24 protein-coding genes and 1 pseudogene are annotated in these 12,718 nt (G+C 61.9%); all 25 read left to right on the top strand.

Going from position 1 to position 12,718, the window contains the following annotated elements:
* A pseudogene (locus tag VSX60_RS17865) lies at positions 1-84 on the top strand (elongation factor Tu); the annotation flags it as partial.
* 164 nt (positions 85-248) lie between these two features.
* The gene (gene rpsJ, locus VSX60_RS17860; RefSeq protein WP_007066362.1) at positions 249-557 is read left to right on the top strand and encodes a 30S ribosomal protein S10; all 309 of its coding nucleotides are present in this window, start codon (positions 249-251) and stop codon (positions 555-557) included.
* A 25-nt stretch (positions 558-582) separates the two neighbouring features.
* The gene (gene rplC, locus VSX60_RS17855) at positions 583-1,311 is read left to right on the top strand and encodes a 50S ribosomal protein L3 (protein WP_327625617.1); all 729 of its coding nucleotides are present in this window, start codon (positions 583-585) and stop codon (positions 1,309-1,311) included.
* Complete coding sequence (gene rplD, locus VSX60_RS17850) at positions 1,311-1,931, top strand: 50S ribosomal protein L4 (protein ID WP_327625616.1); 621 nt, start codon at positions 1,311-1,313, stop codon at positions 1,929-1,931. The genes rplC and rplD overlap by 1 nt, the downstream gene beginning before the upstream one ends.
* Positions 1,928-2,221 carry a 50S ribosomal protein L23 gene (locus tag VSX60_RS17845; RefSeq protein ID WP_253965826.1) on the top strand — a complete coding sequence of 98 codons (294 nt, stop codon included), beginning with the start codon at positions 1,928-1,930 and terminating at the stop codon, positions 2,219-2,221. Before rplD ends, VSX60_RS17845 begins: the two co-directional genes overlap by 4 nt.
* Positions 2,222-2,244: 23 nt before the next feature.
* Positions 2,245-3,081, top strand: a complete 837-nt coding sequence (rplB, locus tag VSX60_RS17840; protein WP_327625615.1) for a 50S ribosomal protein L2 — start codon at positions 2,245-2,247, stop codon at positions 3,079-3,081.
* Positions 3,082-3,093: 12 nt separating this feature from the next.
* Positions 3,094-3,372 (top strand): 30S ribosomal protein S19, encoded by a 279-nt coding sequence (gene rpsS / locus VSX60_RS17835; RefSeq protein WP_327625614.1) that lies wholly within the window; start codon positions 3,094-3,096, stop codon positions 3,370-3,372.
* A gap of 2 nt (positions 3,373-3,374) precedes the next feature.
* Positions 3,375-3,764: a 50S ribosomal protein L22 gene (gene rplV / locus VSX60_RS17830; RefSeq protein WP_327625613.1), complete on the top strand. Its 390-nt coding sequence runs from the start codon at positions 3,375-3,377 to the stop codon at positions 3,762-3,764.
* Entirely contained in the window at positions 3,764-4,468 is a 705-nt protein-coding gene (gene rpsC / locus VSX60_RS17825) for a 30S ribosomal protein S3 (protein WP_206454000.1), read from the top strand. Before rplV ends, rpsC begins: the two co-directional genes overlap by 1 nt.
* Before the next feature lie 26 nt (positions 4,469-4,494).
* Positions 4,495-4,908, top strand: coding sequence for a 50S ribosomal protein L16 (gene rplP / locus VSX60_RS17820; RefSeq protein ID WP_206454001.1), 414 nt, complete (start codon positions 4,495-4,497; stop codon positions 4,906-4,908).
* Positions 4,909-4,920: 12 nt separating this feature from the next.
* The gene (rpmC, locus tag VSX60_RS17815; RefSeq protein WP_206454002.1) at positions 4,921-5,121 is read left to right on the top strand and encodes a 50S ribosomal protein L29; all 201 of its coding nucleotides are present in this window, start codon (positions 4,921-4,923) and stop codon (positions 5,119-5,121) included.
* 10 nt (positions 5,122-5,131) lie between these two features.
* Entirely contained in the window at positions 5,132-5,380 is a 249-nt protein-coding gene (gene rpsQ, locus VSX60_RS17810; RefSeq protein WP_206454003.1) for a 30S ribosomal protein S17, read from the top strand.
* Between the two features lie 62 nt (positions 5,381-5,442).
* Complete coding sequence (gene rplN / locus VSX60_RS17805) at positions 5,443-5,811, top strand: 50S ribosomal protein L14 (RefSeq protein ID WP_206454004.1); 369 nt, start codon at positions 5,443-5,445, stop codon at positions 5,809-5,811.
* 14 nt (positions 5,812-5,825) lie between these two features.
* On the top strand, positions 5,826-6,140 hold the full coding sequence (gene rplX, locus VSX60_RS17800) for a 50S ribosomal protein L24 (protein ID WP_206454005.1): 315 nt from the start codon (positions 5,826-5,828) through the stop codon (positions 6,138-6,140).
* A complete protein-coding gene (rplE, locus tag VSX60_RS17795) occupies positions 6,133-6,696 on the top strand; it encodes a 50S ribosomal protein L5 (RefSeq protein ID WP_327625612.1) in 564 nt (187 codons plus the stop codon). The genes rplX and rplE overlap by 8 nt, the downstream gene beginning before the upstream one ends.
* A gap of 25 nt (positions 6,697-6,721) precedes the next feature.
* Positions 6,722-7,027 (top strand): 30S ribosomal protein S14, encoded by a 306-nt coding sequence (rpsN, locus tag VSX60_RS17790; RefSeq protein WP_327625611.1) that lies wholly within the window; start codon positions 6,722-6,724, stop codon positions 7,025-7,027.
* A gap of 12 nt (positions 7,028-7,039) precedes the next feature.
* A complete protein-coding gene (gene rpsH, locus VSX60_RS17785; RefSeq protein WP_206454008.1) occupies positions 7,040-7,438 on the top strand; it encodes a 30S ribosomal protein S8 in 399 nt (132 codons plus the stop codon).
* A gap of 41 nt (positions 7,439-7,479) precedes the next feature.
* A complete protein-coding gene (rplF, locus tag VSX60_RS17780) occupies positions 7,480-8,013 on the top strand; it encodes a 50S ribosomal protein L6 (RefSeq protein ID WP_327625610.1) in 534 nt (177 codons plus the stop codon).
* Positions 8,014-8,021: 8 nt separating this feature from the next.
* On the top strand, positions 8,022-8,384 hold the full coding sequence (rplR, locus tag VSX60_RS17775; protein ID WP_327625609.1) for a 50S ribosomal protein L18: 363 nt from the start codon (positions 8,022-8,024) through the stop codon (positions 8,382-8,384).
* Positions 8,385-8,589: 205 nt separating this feature from the next.
* On the top strand, positions 8,590-9,144 hold the full coding sequence (gene rpsE, locus VSX60_RS17770; protein ID WP_327625608.1) for a 30S ribosomal protein S5: 555 nt from the start codon (positions 8,590-8,592) through the stop codon (positions 9,142-9,144).
* Positions 9,145-9,199: 55 nt separating this feature from the next.
* Positions 9,200-9,403: a 50S ribosomal protein L30 gene (gene rpmD / locus VSX60_RS17765; RefSeq protein WP_327625607.1), complete on the top strand. Its 204-nt coding sequence runs from the start codon at positions 9,200-9,202 to the stop codon at positions 9,401-9,403.
* 114 nt (positions 9,404-9,517) lie between these two features.
* Positions 9,518-9,985, top strand: coding sequence for a 50S ribosomal protein L15 (gene rplO, locus VSX60_RS17760; RefSeq protein ID WP_327625606.1), 468 nt, complete (start codon positions 9,518-9,520; stop codon positions 9,983-9,985).
* Between the two features lie 141 nt (positions 9,986-10,126).
* Positions 10,127-11,470: a preprotein translocase subunit SecY gene (gene secY / locus VSX60_RS17755; RefSeq protein ID WP_327625605.1), complete on the top strand. Its 1,344-nt coding sequence runs from the start codon at positions 10,127-10,129 to the stop codon at positions 11,468-11,470.
* Entirely contained in the window at positions 11,467-12,156 is a 690-nt protein-coding gene (locus VSX60_RS17750) for an adenylate kinase (protein ID WP_327625604.1), read from the top strand. The genes secY and VSX60_RS17750 overlap by 4 nt, the downstream gene beginning before the upstream one ends.
* 159 nt (positions 12,157-12,315) lie before the next feature.
* Entirely contained in the window at positions 12,316-12,684 is a 369-nt protein-coding gene (gene rpsM, locus VSX60_RS17745; protein ID WP_206454016.1) for a 30S ribosomal protein S13, read from the top strand.
* Positions 12,685-12,718 lie beyond the last annotated feature (34 nt).

Below are 12,718 nucleotides of genomic sequence, written 5' to 3'. Positions count from 1 at the left end.
GCGATGGAAGAGAAGCTGCGCTTCGCCATCCGTGAAGGCGGCCGCACCGTCGGGGCCGGCATCGTCGCCAGCATCGTCGAATAAGATACGCGACAAGCGGGCGCGTTGCTGCACGATTGAGTGACGCGCCCGGTTCTTTGCCCGAAGGGGCGAGCGGGGCATGCCTCGCGCCACGTTGGCTGCTTTGAGAAGACAAGCGCTCGGAAAGCGCCGCCGCGCCGGTGGTCTCCGACGAGAGGACGAATGAAATGAACGGCCAGAATATCCGTATCCGCCTCAAGGCGTTCGATCACCGGGTTCTCGATGCGTCGACCCGGGAGATCGTGTCGACCGCCAAGCGTACCGGCGCGAACGTGCGGGGTCCGATCCCGCTGCCGACGCGGATCGAAAAGTTCACCGTCAACCGCTCGCCGCACATCGACAAGAAGTCGCGCGAGCAGTTCGAAATGCGCACCCACAAGCGGCTCCTCGACATTGTCGATCCGACGCCGCAGACGGTCGACGCGCTCATGAAACTCGACCTCGCCGCTGGCGTAGATGTCGAGATCAAGCTCTGATCCGAGCACGGGAAGGATAACGCCCATGCGTTCAGGTGTGATAGCCCAGAAGGTCGGCATGACCCGCGTCTACAATGACGTCGGCGAGCATGTTCCGGTTACCGTTCTGAAGGTCGAAAACCTCCAGGTCGTCGCTCAGCGGACCAAGGAAAAGAACGGCTACACCGCCGTTCAGGTCGGCGCTGGCCTCGCCAAGGTCAAGAATACGACGAAGCCTATGCGTGGCGTGTTCGCCCAGGCTTCGGTCGAGCCGAAGCGCAAGCTCGTCGAGTTTCGCGTTTCGGACGACAACATGATCGATGTCGGTGCCGAAATCACGGCCGAGCATTTCGTGCCGGGGCAGATGGTCGACGTGACCGGAACCTCGATCGGTAAGGGTTTTGCCGGCGCGATGAAGCGTCATAATTTCGGCGGACTGCGCGCCACCCACGGCGTCTCGGTCTCGCACCGTTCGCATGGTTCGACCGGTCAGCGTCAGGATCCGGGCAAGGTCTTCAAGAACAAGAAGATGGCCGGGCACATGGGACAGGTTCGCGTCACCACGCAGAATCTCGAAGTGGTGCGCACCGATCTCGACAAGGGCCTGATCCTGATCCGCGGCGCGGTTCCGGGTTCGAAGGGCGGCTGGATCGAAATTCGCGATGCCGTAAAGGCTTCGCTGCCCGACAACGCGCCGAAGCCGGCCGCGCTGCGTTCGGCCGCCAACGATGGCGCCGCCGCGGAAACCGCGGACGCTTCCGAGGGAGCGGAATAATGGACATTACGATCAAGAGCCTCGATGGCAAGGACGCCGGCACTGTTACGCTGGCGGACGAGATCTTCGGTCTCGAGCCACGCGAGGACATCCTGCAGCGAATGGTTCGCTGGCAGTTGGCCAAGCGCCAGCAGGGTACGCATCAGACGCTCGGACGCGCAGATATCGCGCGCACCGGTGCCAAGCTGTATCGCCAGAAGGGCACGGGTCGGGCTCGTCACGGCTCGGCGCGCGCCCCGCAGTTCCGCGGCGGCGGCAAGGCCCATGGCCCAACCTCGCGCAGCCATGCTCATGACCTTCCCAAGAAGGTCCGGGCGCTAGCACTCAAGCATGCGCTTTCGGCCAAGGCGAAATCGGGCGGCCTCATCGTCGTCGACGAGCTGAAGTCGTCGGAAGCCAAGACCAAGGCGATGATCAAGAGCTTCGCGGGTCTCGGCCTTTCCAACGCACTGATCATCGGCGGCGCCGAGCTGGACACGAATTTCTCGCGCTCGGCCCGAAACATTCCGCATATCGACGTGCTGCCGATCCAGGGCATCAACGTCTACGACATTCTCCGCCGCCAGACGCTGGTTCTGTCTAAGGCTGCGGTCGAGGCTCTGGAGGAGCGGTTCAAGTGAGCGATCTTCGCCATTACGACGTCATCACGAGCCCGGTTATCACCGAGAAGTCGACGCTTCTTTCGGAATCCAACCAGGTTGTCTTCAACGTGCCGCGCACAGCGACCAAGCCGGACATCAAGGCGGCTGTCGAGGCGCTGTTCGGGGTGAAGGTCACCGCCGTCAACACGCTGGTCCGCAAGGGCAAGGTCAAGCGCTTCCGTGGCCGTATCGGCCGCCAGAGCGATCAGAAAAAAGCCGTCGTGACGTTGGCCGAAGGCCAGTCCATCGACGTCTCGACCGGTCTTTGATCGGGACCGGAGGAGCTTAGTCAATGGCACTAAAGAATTTCAAACCGAACACGCCGAGCCAGCGCCAGCTGGTCATCGTCGATCGCTCGGGTCTGTGGAAGGGCAAGCCTGTAAAGCAGCTCACCCAGGGGCTGACTCAAAAGGGCGGACGCAACAACACGGGCCGGGTAACCGCGCGCTATCAAGGTGGTGGTCACAAGCGGACCTACCGCATGATCGACTTCAAGCGCCGCAAGCTCGACATGTGGGCGACGGTCGAGCGGATCGAGTATGATCCGAACCGCACCGCGTTCATCGCGCTGGTCAAGTATGAGGATGGGCAGGTCGCCTACATCCTGGCGCCGCAGCGGCTTGCCGCGGGCGACAAGGTGATTGCGGGCCTCACGGGCGTCGACGTCAAGCCGGGTAACGCGATGCCGCTGTCGGCGATGCCGGTCGGAACCATCGTCCACAATGTCGAGATGAAGCCGGAAAAGGGCGGTCAGATCGCTCGCTCTGCGGGGTCTTACGCTCAGCTCGTCGGCCGCGACTCCGGCCTTGCGATCCTTCGCCTGAATTCGGGTGAGCAGCGGCTGGTGCCGTCGTCGTGTTTCGCCACGGTCGGCGCGGTGTCCAACCCGGATCATTCGAACATCAACCTCGGCAAGGCTGGCCGTTCGCGCTGGCTGGGTCGTCGTCCGCATGTCCGCGGTGTCGCCATGAACCCGGTCGACCATCCGCACGGTGGTGGCGAAGGTCGCACGTCCGGTGGTCGCCATCCGGTGTCGCCCTGGGGCAAGCCGACGAAGGGCAAGCGGACCCGCCAGAACAAGGCGACCGACAAGTTCATCATGCGCTCGCGTCATCAGCGTAAGAAGTAAGAGGATTTTTTCATGACACGTTCCGTCTGGAAGGGTCCGTTCGTCGATGGCTACCTTCTCAAGAAAGCCGAGAAGGGTCGCACGAGCGGCCGCAACGATGTGATCAAGATCTGGAGCCGTCGTTCGACGATCCTGCCGCAGTTCGTCGGCCAGACCTTCGGCGTCTACAATGGGTCCAAGCACATTCCCGTGTCGGTGAACGAGGACATGGTCGGGCACAAGTTCGGCGAGTTCGCTCCGACCCGGACCTATTATGGCCACGGCGCCGACAAGAAGGCGAAGAGGAAATAACGATGGGCAAGGCCAAAGCCGAACGTCGGCTGAAGGATAACGAGGCGAAGGCTGTTGCCCGGACGATCCGTGTCAGCCCGCAGAAGCTCAATCTCGTCGCGCAGCTGATCCGCGGCAAGAAGGTCGGCGCCGCGTTGGCAGACCTGACCTTCTCGCGCAAGCGGATCGCCGAGACGGTGAAGAAGACGCTGGAAAGCGCCATCGCCAACGCCGAGAACAATCATGATCTCGACGTCGATTCGCTGATCGTCGCCGAGGCCTATGTGGGCAAGTCGATCACGATGAAGCGTTTCCATGCCCGCGGTCGCGGTCGGGCGAGCCGGGTCGAGAAGCCGTTCTCGCATCTGACGATCGTCGTGCGCGAGATCGCCGAACTCGAGGAGGCCGCGTAATGGGTCAGAAAATCAATCCGACCGGCTTTCGGCTCGGCATCAACCGCACCTGGGATTCGCGTTGGTTCGCCAACACCGGCGAATATGGCCAGTTGCTCCACGAGGATCTGAAGATCCGCCGCTATCTGCTCGAAGAGCTGAAGCAGGCCGCGGTCTCCAAGATCGTCATCGAGCGTCCGCACAAGAAGTGCCGGATCACGATCCACTCGGCGCGTCCGGGCATCGTCATCGGCAAGAAGGGCGCGGATATCGAGAAGCTTCGCAAGAAGCTTGCCTCGATGACCAACGCCGAGACGCACATCAACATCGTCGAGGTGCGCAAGCCCGAGACGGATGCGACCCTGGTCGCGCAGTCGATTGCCCAGCAGCTGGAGCGCCGCGTGGCGTTCCGCCGGGCCATGAAGCGCGCCGTGCAGTCGGCGATGCGCCTCGGCGCCGAGGGCATCCGCATCAATTGCGGTGGCCGTCTCGGTGGCGCGGAGATCGCGCGGACGGAGTGGTATCGCGAAGGCCGTGTGCCGTTGCACACGCTGCGCGCCGACATCGACTATGGCACCGCCGAGGCGAAGACCGCCTATGGCATTTGCGGCGTCAAGGTCTGGATCTTCAAGGGCGAGATTCTCGAGCACGATCCGATGGCGTCCGAACGCCGGCAGATCGAGGGCGACAGTCAAGGTGGCGGTCGTCGCCGCGAACACGCCTGAGCGTTCAGAATTCGGAGTGAACTAAGATGCTGCAGCCAAAGCGCACTAAGTACCGGAAGGCGTTCAAGGGACGCATTCATGGTACCGCAAAGGGCGGAACCGGCCTCAACTTCGGTGCCTTCGGCCTGAAGGCGATGGAACCGGAGCGGGTGACCGCTCGCCAGATCGAGGCGGCTCGCCGCGCGATCACCCGACAGATGAAGCGCCAGGGGCGCGTGTGGATCCGGATTTTCCCGGATCTGCCGGTGACCTCGAAGCCTACTGAAGTCCGCATGGGTAAGGGTAAGGGCTCCGTCGACTATTGGGCGGCGCGTGTCCATCCTGGCCGTGTGGTCTTCGAGATCGACGGGGTCGATGAAGTGACTGCCCGCGAGGCACTTCGCCTCGGTGCGGCAAAGCTGCCGATCCGCACGCGCTTTATCCAGCGCATTGCCGAGTAAGGAGAGTTTGAAGTGAAAGCTTCCGACGTCAAAGCGATGACCCAGGACGAACTCACCGATGAGCTCGGCAAGCTGAAGAAGGAGCAGTTCAATCTGCGCTTCCAGCGTGCCACGGGTCAGCTCGAGAATACCGCCCGCGTGCGCCAGGTGCGCCGCGATATCGCGCGCATCAAGACGATTTCTCGCCATAAGGCGGGCGAGGCCAAGGCCTGAGGACGGAACTATGCCGAAACGCATCCTGCAGGGGACTGTGGTCTCCGATAAGAACGAAAAGACGGTGGTCGTGCTGGTGGAGCGTCGCTTCACCCATCCGCTGTTCAAGAAGACCGTGCGCCGGTCGAAGAAGTACAAGGCGCACGACGAGAACAATCAGTGCAAGGTCGGCGATATGGTCTCCATCGAGGAGACCCGGCCGATCTCGAAGGACAAGAGCTGGATCGTCGTTTCGAACGGCGTGGCAGCAGCCAGTTGATGGATTGGCCGGGACAGTGCGGTTCGGCACGTCCCGGCAGCAAGTTTTGAAGGCGGCCTGACATGATTCAGATGCAAACAAACCTCGACGTCGCGGATAATTCCGGCGCCCGTCGTGTCATGTGCATCAAGGTGCTGGGCGGCTCGAAGCGGAAATATGCCTCGGTGGGCGACATCATTGTCGTTTCCGTCAAGGAGGCCATTCCGCGCGGCCGCGTGAAAAAGGGCGACGTGATGAAGGCCGTGGTGGTGCGTACCGCCAAGGACATCCGCCGTGCCGACGGCTCGGTCATCCGGTTCGACCGGAACGCCGCCGTCATTATCGACAACAAGAAAGAGCCGCTTGGCACGCGTATCTTCGGACCGGTTCCGCGCGAGCTTCGCGCCAAGAGCCACATGAAGATCGTCTCCCTGGCCCCCGAAGTTCTTTAAGAGGAGAGCGGACGATGCAGAAGATCCGCAAGGGCGACAATGTCGTCGTGCTCGCCGGCAAGGACAAGGGCCGGTCGGGTGAAGTGATTCAGATGATGCCGAAAGAGGGGCGGGCACTGGTGCGCGGGGTCAATATGATCAAGCGCCATCAACGCCAGTCCGCTTCCCAGGAAGCCGGCATCATCACCAAGGAAGCCCCGATCCAATTGTCGAACATCGCGGTCGCTGACCCGAAGGACGGCAAGGCGACGCGCGTGGGCTTCAAGACCCTCGACGACGGCACCAAGGTGCGTGTCGCGAAGCGCTCGGGAGAGCAGATCAATGGCTGATACGGAAACCGCTTACGTGCCGCGTCTCAAGCGCGTCTATCGCGAAGAGGTCCGCAAGGCGATGCAGGAAGAGTTCTCGTACAAGAACGAGATGCAGATCCCTCGCGTCGACAAGATCGTGATCAACATGGGCGTCGGCGAAGCCACCGCCGATTCCAAGAAGCCGACGGTGGCGGCCGAGGACCTGGCAAGGATTGCCGGTCAGAAGCCGATCATCACGCATGCCCGCAACTCGATTGCCGGATTCAAAGTCCGCGAGGGCATGCCGATCGGCGCGAAGGTCACGCTTCGCAAGGATAAAATGTACGAGTTCATGGATCGGCTGATCCAGATCGCGCTGCCGCGCGTTCGTGATTTTCGCGGCCTGAACCCGAAGAGCTTTGACGGTCGCGGCAATTTCGCGATGGGCGTCAAGGAGCACATCGTGTTCCCCGAGATCAACTACGACAAGGTCGATCAGATGTGGGGCATGGACATCATCGTCTGTACGACGGCGAAGACCGACGAGGAAGCCCGAGCGCTTTTGAAGGCGTTCAACTTCCCCTTCCGCCAGTAACGGCAGACGAGCAAAGGACGAGACAATGGCCAAAAAGGGCATGATCGAGCAGAACAACCGGCGCATCAAGCTGGTGGCGAAATACGCCGCCAAGCGCGCCGCTCTGAAGGCGATCACCAAGAATGCCGACGCTCCCATGGAGGAGCGTTTTCAGGCGCAGCTCCAGCTCGCGGAACTTCCGCGCAATGGCTCGAAGGTACGTATCCGCAATCGTTGCGAGGTGACGGGCCGTCCGCGCGCCTATTATCGCAAGCTGAAAATGAGCCGCATCGCGCTCCGGGAACTTGGCAACAATGGCCAGATCCCCGGTATCGTGAAGTCGAGCTGGTAAGGAGGTAGCGACATGTCACTGTCTGATCCGCTCGGCGATATGCTGACCCGCATCCGTAACGCGATCATGCGCAACAAGACGACGGTTTCTACGCCGGCGTCGAAACTGCGCGGTCGAGTCCTCGATGTCCTGAAGGACGAGGGCTACATTCGCGGCTACACCCAGACCGAATTCGAGAACGGCAAGTCCGACTTCGAAATCGAGCTGAAATATTACGACAATGGCCCGGTCATTCGCGAGATCGCTCGCGTTTCCAAGCCCGGTCGTCGGGTCTACGTTTCGGCGAAGACCATCCCGCAGGTCGCCAATGGTCTCGGCATCTCCGTCCTTTCGACTCCGAAGGGCGTTATGGCCGATCACAGCGCCCGCGAACAGAATGTCGGCGGCGAGGTGCTCTGTCGCGTCTTCTGACGCGGCAGCCTCGACCCGCAACGAACGGACAGGGTATCGAAATGTCTCGTATTGGTAAGAAGCCGGTCGCCGTGCCCGAGGGCGTCACCGCCTCCGTCGAGGGGCAGACGGTCAAGGCTAAGGGACCGAAGGGCGAACTGTCCTTCGTCGTCAACGAAGAAGTGCTGGTCAAGATGGAGGACGGTGCGGTGGCCGTCGATCCACGCGACAATTCCAAGGATGCGCGCTCCAAATGGGGCATGTCGCGGACAATGATCGCGAACATCCTCAATGGCGTGAAGACGGGCTTCGAAAAGAAGCTCGAAATCAACGGTGTTGGCTATCGCGCGTCGCTTCAGGGCAAGAATCTCCAGTTGGCTCTGGGCTTTTCGCACGACGTGCTCTATCCGGTGCCGGAAGGCATCCAGATTGTCGTGCCCAAGCCGACGGAAATCGTCATCTCGGGTATCGACCGGCAGCAGGTCGGCCAGGTCGCGGCTGAAATCCGCGGCTATCGCGGCCCAGAGCCCTACAAGGGCAAGGGCGTGAAATACGCGAACGAGACGATCGTTCGCAAAGAAGGCAAGAAGAAGTAGGGCTCGTTATGGCTACCTTGAAGGCAAACCTGCGACGCCGGGCTTCGCGCATCCGCCGCTCGCTGAAGAAGGTGGCGAACGGTCGTCCGCGACTGTCCGTCCACCGCTCTTCGAAGAACATCTACGCGCAGATCATCGACGACGCGGCGGGCCGTACGCTCGCTTCGGCCTCGACGCTCGAGCCGTCGCTGCGGTCGGAACTGAAGACCGGCGCCGACACCGCCGCGGCTGCTGCCGTCGGCAAGCTTGTCGCCGACCGCGCGAAGGAAGCCGGGGTGAGCGATGTCGTGTTCGATCGCGGCTCGTTCGTCTATCATGGCCGCGTGAAGGCGCTGGCCGAGTCGGCGCGCGAGGGCGGTCTCAACTTCTGAGGCCTGCTCGGTTCGCCCGGACGTTTTCGTTGGGGCGGATCGTATGACCGTTCGGCGGCCGCTTAATGCGGCCGTCTTTTCAAAAGACNGGCCTGCTCGGTTCGCCCGGACGTTTTCGTTGGGGCGGATCGTATGACCGTTCGGCGGCCGCTTAATGCGGCCGTCTTTTCAAAAGACGCCTCCGGAAAAGAATAAGGAACAGGATATGGCGCCTCGTAACGACAGACGTGACGACCGCGATGACGGTTTCGTCGACAAGCTCGTCCACATCAACCGCGTCGCCAAGGTGGTGAAGGGCGGCCGCAGATTCGGTTTTGCCGCGCTCGTCGTCGTCGGCGATCTGAAGGGCCGCGTCGGCTTCGGCCACGGCAAGGCGCGCGAAGTGCCGGAAGCGATCCGCAAGGCGACGGAAGCCGCCAAGCGCGATCTGATCTTCGTGCCGCTGCGCGATGGCCGGACGCTGCATCATGACGTCACCGGCCGCCACGGCGCCGGCAAGGTCATTCTGCGCGCCGCCGAGGCCGGTACCGGCATCATTGCCGGTGGTCCGATGCGCGCCGTGTTCGAAGCGGTCGGCATGCATGACGTGGTCGCCAAGTCGCTGGGATCGTCGAACCCCTACAACATGGTTCGCGCTACCTTCGACGGGCTCCGGAATGCCACGCACCCCAAGGATGTCGCGTCGCGTCGGGGTATCAAATATTCGACCCTTCAGGCCCGCCGCCGGGAAGTCATCGGCGCTCAGGCGGCCGAAGATTGATTGGAAGCGAGAACCTCCTTCGAGGTTCTCGCGCTTTGACTGAAGGAGCCAATCGATGGCCGAAAAGAAATCCGCAGGGTCCACGGTCACGGTCGAGCAGACCGGCAGCCCGGTCCGCCGCCCTGGTGCTCAGCGCCAGACGCTGGTCGGTCTTGGCTTGAACAAGATGCACCGTCGCCGCACGCTGGAGGATACTCCCGCGGTGCGCGGCATGATCGCCAAGGTCGCTCACCTCGTGCGTGTGGTCGAAGAGGCTTGACGAGCGCCGCGGAGCGACGAGCTTCGCGCGAGCGACGAGCCAAATCCCTTTGCCAGAACCTCGACCGCACGCATCGCATCGCGTTGCCGGGATCGAAGTTCCAGGAGAAACAAAATGAAACTTAACGAGATTTCCGACAAGGACGGCGCCACCCACTTGCGCCAGCGCGTCGGTCGTGGAATCGGCTCGGGACGCGGCAAGACCGGTGGTCGAGGCGTCAAGGGTCAGAAGTCCCGGTCCGGCGTCGCCATCAACGGGTTCGAAGGCGGTCAGATGCCGCTCTTCCGGCGCCTGCCGAAGCGTGGCTTCACGAATATTTTTGCCAAGAGCTTCAACGTGGTCTCAGTTGGCCGCATCCAGCAGGCGATCGACGCCGGCAAGCTGGACGCCAAGGGCATGATCGATCTCGCCGCGTTGAAGGCGGCGGGCGTGGTGCGCCGTTCCAAGGACGGCATCCGCCTCCTGGGCGACGGCGATCTCTCGGCGAAGGTTTCGATCACGGTCAACGGTGCGTCGAAGTCGGCGGTTGAAAAGGTCGAGAAAGCGGGCGGTTCGGTGACGACGGCGGGTGCGGGGGCTTAATCGCCCTTCTTGCACACGCCTTCCTCGCCGTTTATCTCTCGTGCTTCCTCGGGGGGCGAGCTTTGCTCTCCCCCCGAGGAAGCGGACCGCGCGTGACCGTCTTTCTGCTGACCCGCGGGACAACCCGGAGACAAGTTCGACATGGCATCGGCTGCGGAACAACTCGCCGCTAACTTGAACTTCTCGGCCTTCGCCAAGGCCGAGGATCTCAAGAAGCGCATCTGGTTCACTCTTGGCGCACTGCTTGTTTATCGCCTCGGGACCTATATCCCGATGCCGGGCATCAATCCGGACGCGTTGGCGCAAGCCTTTCAGCAGCAGTCGACCGGCATTTTGGGCATGTTCAACATGTTCTCCGGCGGTGCGGTCGGGCGCATGGCGATCTTTGCCCTCGGCATCATGCCTTATATCTCCGCCTCGATCATCATTCAGCTGATGACGTCGGTCATTCCGTCGTTGGAGCAGCTGAAGAAGGAAGGCGAGCAGGGCCGCAAGATCATCAACCAGTACACGCGCTACGGCACGGTGTTGCTGGCCACCGTGCAGGCCTATGGTATCGCCGTCGGTTTGCAAACGCAGCCGGGGATCGTCGTCGATCCTGGCACATTCTTTCAGATTTCAGCGGTCATCACGCTTGTCGGCGGCACCATGTTCCTGATGTGGCTTGGTGAGCAGATCACCGCGCGCGGGATCGGTAACGGTATTTCGCTGATCATCTTTGCCGGTATCGTCGCCAATCTCCCGTCCGCGATCGCCAACCTCCTGGAGCTCGGCCGGACCGGCGCGCTGTCGACGGCGATCATTCTTCTGGTGATCCTGGTTGCGGTCGTATCGATCGCCGTAATCGTGTTCTTCGAGCGGGCGCAGCGCCGGCTTTTGATTCAGTATCCGAAGCGCCAGGTCGGCAACCGCATGTTCCAGGGCGACACGTCGCACCTGCCATTGAAACTGAACACTGCAGGCGTCATTCCGCCGATCTTCGCGTCGTCGCTGCTGCTGCTGCCGGTGACGATGGCGAACTTTTCCGACACGTCAGCTCTTCCGGGCTGGGCAACGACCGTCATCGCTTCCCTCGGCAACGGCCAACCGCTGCACATGTTTCTTTATGGCAGCTTGATCGCGTTCTTCGCCTTCTTCTACACGGCGGTCGTCTTCAATCCGAAGGATACGGCCGACAATCTGAAGAAGCATGGCGGTTTCGTCCCAGGCATCCGGCCGGGTGAGCGAACGGCGGAATATATCGACTACGTGCTGACGCGCATCACGGTGGTGGGAGCGATCTATCTCGTTCTTATCTGTCTCTTGCCGGAATTCCTGATTTCGGCCGTGGGGGTGCCGTTCTATCTGGGTGGTACGTCGCTGCTGATCGTGGTTAGCGTCACGATGGATACGGTCGCTCAGGTGCAGGGGCATCTTCTGGCGCACCAATACGAGGGCCTCGTCAAGAAGTCGAAGCTCAGAGGTGGGAGACGGGGAGCCAGATGAGACTCATACTGCTCGGGCCACCGGGAGCCGGGAAGGGCACCCAGGCACAGAGGTTGATCGAGCGGCACGGGATTCCGCAGCTTTCGACCGGGGACATGTTGCGGGCGGCCGTCGCCGCCCAAAGTGAAATCGGCCTCAAGGCGAAGGCCGTCATGGATGCCGGGAATCTGGTGTCGGACGATATCGTCAATGCGATCGTGTCCGAACGGATCGATCAGGTCGACTGCGCCAATGGTTTCATTCTCGACGGCTATCCGCGCACGCTGAATCAGGCGGATGCGGTCGAGGCGATGCTCGAGAACAAGGGTCTCGCGCTCGACCACGTCGTCGAAATCAAGGTCGATGACGACATTCTGGTGAAGCGGGTTTCGGGCCGTTTTTCCTGCGCCAACTGTGGCGCGGTCTATCACGACGAAGACAAGCAGCCGAAGGTCGCGGGGGTCTGCGATGTTTGCGGGTCCACCGAGTTCAAGCGCCGTCCGGACGACAACGCGGAAACGATGCGGACGCGCCTTCGCTCCTATTACAGAGATACCTCGCCGCTCGTCGGCTACTATCACTGCAAAGGTACGCTGCGCGGGGTCGATGGCATGCAGCCGATCGATGTCGTGACCGCGAGTATCGAAACCGTTCTCAGCGCCGAACCCGCATCAGGCGGGTATCGCGCTGGACAAGCGGGCGGTTGACTTGTCAAGCCCCGTTGCTCTATAGCCTGCGCCTATTCGCGAATCCTTTGCGATCGGCGCAGGCCTTCGTTCGAGGGCCAGCTTCGGTCGTTTTCGGCCGTAGGGCTCTCATCTTGCATGAGACGGGCTCCCTGCCCATCTAAATCTAGGAGTATCGACGTGGCCCGTATCGCTGGCGTCAACATCCCGAGCAACAAGCGCGTCGTCATCGCGCTGCAGTACATCCATGGCATCGGTTCGACCTTCGCCAAGGAGATCGTGCAGAAGGTCAATCTCGGCGATGAGCGCCGGGTCAATGATCTGACCGACGGTGAAGTGCTGCAGATTCGCGAGATCATCGACCGCGACTATCAGGTCGAGGGTGATCTGCGCCGCGAGACGGCGATGAACATCAAGCGTCTGATGGACCTCGGCTGCTATCGCGGCCTGCGGCATCGTCGCAGCCTGCCGGTTCGCGGTCAGCGGACCCACACCAACGCCCGTACGCGCAAGGGTCCCGCGAAGGCGATCGCAGGCAAGAAGAAGTAATTTTACGCGGCGCGCCCTCTGGGCGCGCTGTTGG

It is taken from the genome of Aurantimonas sp. A3-2-R12, from assembly GCF_036016755.1.
Classification (GTDB): Bacteria; Pseudomonadota; Alphaproteobacteria; order Rhizobiales; family Rhizobiaceae; genus Aurantimonas; species Aurantimonas coralicida_A.
Note: the sequence above shows the minus strand (reverse complement) of the source record. Positions and strands in the feature narration are given on the sequence as shown.

Bases quoted from the DNA above. Each gene is read 5' to 3' on its own strand.
- rpsJ (WP_007066362.1), top strand. From the start codon at position 249: ATGAACGGCCAGAATATCCGTATCCGCCTCAAGGCGTTCGATCACCGG.
- rplC (WP_327625617.1), top strand. From the start codon at position 583: ATGCGTTCAGGTGTGATAGCCCAGAAGGTCGGCATGACCCGCGTCTAC.
- rplD (WP_327625616.1), top strand. From the start codon at position 1,311: ATGGACATTACGATCAAGAGCCTCGATGGCAAGGACGCCGGCACTGTT.
- rplB (WP_327625615.1), top strand. From the start codon at position 2,245: ATGGCACTAAAGAATTTCAAACCGAACACGCCGAGCCAGCGCCAGCTG.
- rpsS (WP_327625614.1), top strand. From the start codon at position 3,094: ATGACACGTTCCGTCTGGAAGGGTCCGTTCGTCGATGGCTACCTTCTC.
- rplV (WP_327625613.1), top strand. From the start codon at position 3,375: ATGGGCAAGGCCAAAGCCGAACGTCGGCTGAAGGATAACGAGGCGAAG.
- rpsC (WP_206454000.1), top strand. From the start codon at position 3,764: ATGGGTCAGAAAATCAATCCGACCGGCTTTCGGCTCGGCATCAACCGC.
- rplP (WP_206454001.1), top strand. From the start codon at position 4,495: ATGCTGCAGCCAAAGCGCACTAAGTACCGGAAGGCGTTCAAGGGACGC.
- rpsQ (WP_206454003.1), top strand. From the start codon at position 5,132: ATGCCGAAACGCATCCTGCAGGGGACTGTGGTCTCCGATAAGAACGAA.
- rplN (WP_206454004.1), top strand. From the start codon at position 5,443: ATGATTCAGATGCAAACAAACCTCGACGTCGCGGATAATTCCGGCGCC.
- rplX (WP_206454005.1), top strand. From the start codon at position 5,826: ATGCAGAAGATCCGCAAGGGCGACAATGTCGTCGTGCTCGCCGGCAAG.
- rplE (WP_327625612.1), top strand. From the start codon at position 6,133: ATGGCTGATACGGAAACCGCTTACGTGCCGCGTCTCAAGCGCGTCTAT.
- rpsN (WP_327625611.1), top strand. From the start codon at position 6,722: ATGGCCAAAAAGGGCATGATCGAGCAGAACAACCGGCGCATCAAGCTG.
- rpsH (WP_206454008.1), top strand. From the start codon at position 7,040: ATGTCACTGTCTGATCCGCTCGGCGATATGCTGACCCGCATCCGTAAC.
- rplF (WP_327625610.1), top strand. From the start codon at position 7,480: ATGTCTCGTATTGGTAAGAAGCCGGTCGCCGTGCCCGAGGGCGTCACC.
- rplR (WP_327625609.1), top strand. From the start codon at position 8,022: ATGGCTACCTTGAAGGCAAACCTGCGACGCCGGGCTTCGCGCATCCGC.
- rpsE (WP_327625608.1), top strand. From the start codon at position 8,590: ATGGCGCCTCGTAACGACAGACGTGACGACCGCGATGACGGTTTCGTC.
- rpmD (WP_327625607.1), top strand. From the start codon at position 9,200: ATGGCCGAAAAGAAATCCGCAGGGTCCACGGTCACGGTCGAGCAGACC.
- rplO (WP_327625606.1), top strand. From the start codon at position 9,518: ATGAAACTTAACGAGATTTCCGACAAGGACGGCGCCACCCACTTGCGC.
- secY (WP_327625605.1), top strand. From the start codon at position 10,127: ATGGCATCGGCTGCGGAACAACTCGCCGCTAACTTGAACTTCTCGGCC.
- VSX60_RS17750 (WP_327625604.1), top strand. From the start codon at position 11,467: ATGAGACTCATACTGCTCGGGCCACCGGGAGCCGGGAAGGGCACCCAG.